This is a genomic window from Zoogloea oryzae, from assembly GCF_030161255.1.
In the GTDB taxonomy this organism is placed as follows: domain Bacteria; phylum Pseudomonadota; class Gammaproteobacteria; order Burkholderiales; family Rhodocyclaceae; genus Zoogloea; species Zoogloea oryzae.
Genome location: NZ_BSPX01000202.1, coordinates 1 through 1,210, shown reverse-complemented (window position 1 = coordinate 1,210; position 1,210 = coordinate 1). Strand labels below are relative to the sequence as shown.

Here is a 1,210-nt window from a genome sequence, read left to right as displayed (position 1 = left end):
CTGCGGTTTTCCGTTCATAGGCCGTGGGCGGCAGGTAGCCCAGCGTCGAGTGCAGACGGACGTTGTTGTAGAACCCGACGATGTAATCGGTAATGTCACGACACGCCTCGGCGTGGTTGGCGTAGTCGTTCTGCCAGACCCGCTCCCTCTTCAGATTGAGGAAGAAGCGCTCCATGACAGCATTGTCCCAACAGTTGCCTTTGCGACTCATGCTGCCCGTCAGGCCATGGCGGCTCAGCAAGGCACGGTGGGCTTCGCTGGCGTACTGACTGCCGCGGTCGGAATGCACGATCAGGCCCGCCGGCGGTTGGCGCTGCGTAATGGCCATCTGCAAGGCCGAGCACACCAGTTCGGCAGGCATGTTCGGCGCCATGGCCCAGCCGACAATCTTGCGCGAGTACAGATCCAGCACCGCCGCCAGGTACAGCCAGCCACTGCGCGTGCGGATGTAGGTGATGTCCGAGACCCAGGCTGCATTGGCCGTGGCTGGAGTGAAGTGCCGGTTCAGCACATTGTCGGCAATGGGCAAGCTATGGCGGCTGTCGGTGGTGTGAATGAATTTGCGCCGCCACACCGGACGTAGCCCATTGATACGCATGAGGGTTCGTATCCGGTATCGCCCCACGCGAAGCCCCTGCGCATGCAGGACGGCCCGCAGGCGCCGGCTGCCATAGCAGCGTCCGGAGGCGGTGAAGGCGGCGCGCAGGTGGGTGCTCGTTGGGCAAACCCTGGCGGGTTCGCCCCTGCGTGAGCGGGCGGCGTAGAAGCCCGAACGACTCACGCCCAGCAACCGGCACAGCAATGCGGTGTTGTCGGCCTTCTCTTGCAACTGAGCGATGCACCGGTAGGTCATTTCAGTTCGCGGGCAAAGAAGGCCGACGCTTTTTTCAACAGGTCATTGTCCTGGCGAAGCTGCCGATTCTCCGCCTCGAGCTGGCGAATGCGTTGCTGTTCAGCCGTCAGCGGCTTGCCGATGCCTGCCTGTCCGCTTTGCTCCGCATCGAGTTGCGCCAGCCAGCGGCGCACCGCGGTCTCTCCCAGACCCATGTCGCGGCATACTTGGCCGACGCTCAGGCCTTGGTCCCTGATCATCTGGACGACTTGCAGCTTGAAGCTCGCATCGAACGCCCGGCGTTTCTGTTTCATCAAGTTCTCCTCTACGGGTGGATGATCCACCTATCGAGGTGTCCGAGGAAATTAGACCACTACA

Annotated in this window: 1 protein-coding gene; it reads right to left on the bottom strand. The window is 62.3% G+C overall.

Features of this window, described 5'->3' with window-relative positions:
- Window positions 1-1,146, bottom strand: a protein-coding gene (locus QQK25_RS23030) for an IS3 family transposase (RefSeq protein WP_284190051.1) whose coding sequence is annotated in 2 segments (ribosomal slippage) — window positions 1-879 and window positions 879-1,146 — 1,147 coding nt annotated over the 2 segments. Because the reading frame shifts where the segments join, the coding sequence is not laid out codon by codon here. This gene is flagged as partial in the annotation.
- Window positions 1,147-1,210: the final 64 nt, after the last annotated feature.